This is a genomic window from Pseudoalteromonas sp. MMG013 (assembly GCF_018100885.1).
In the GTDB taxonomy this organism is placed as follows: domain Bacteria; phylum Pseudomonadota; class Gammaproteobacteria; order Enterobacterales; family Alteromonadaceae; genus Pseudoalteromonas; species Pseudoalteromonas aurantia.
The window spans coordinates 1-307 of sequence record NZ_JAGJEE010000145.1; the positions used below are offsets into that span (position 1 = coordinate 1).

The window sequence follows — 307 nt, forward strand, 5'->3', positions numbered from 1 at the left end:
GTTTGAATTAAAGTCCTACTTAGAACTGGTAGAATTAACTGGCCGATGTATGCGAACAGACAAGCGCGGCGCTATCAACCCAATCAACTCCCCAATTTTAGACAGGCTCAACATAGCCCCAGAAAACTGGCAAAAACTCACCACACAATTTACCAAAGTATTCCATGGCGCAGTAGGGCGACCTCAAAAGCTAGATAATTATTGTGCGAGCCTAGAAATAAAACGGCGCGCTAATTATAAGCAATGTGAAAAGCTACTGGCTTAATTTTTAGGCTATCAAGGTAATCTCTAGATAACCAATGCACCA

Annotated in this window: 1 pseudogene; it reads left to right on the forward strand. The window is 42.0% G+C overall.

Annotated features, from left to right (window positions below):
• A pseudogene (locus tag J8L98_RS24735) lies at positions 1 to 265 on the forward strand (transposase); the annotation flags it as partial.
• Positions 266 to 307: the final 42 nt, after the last annotated feature.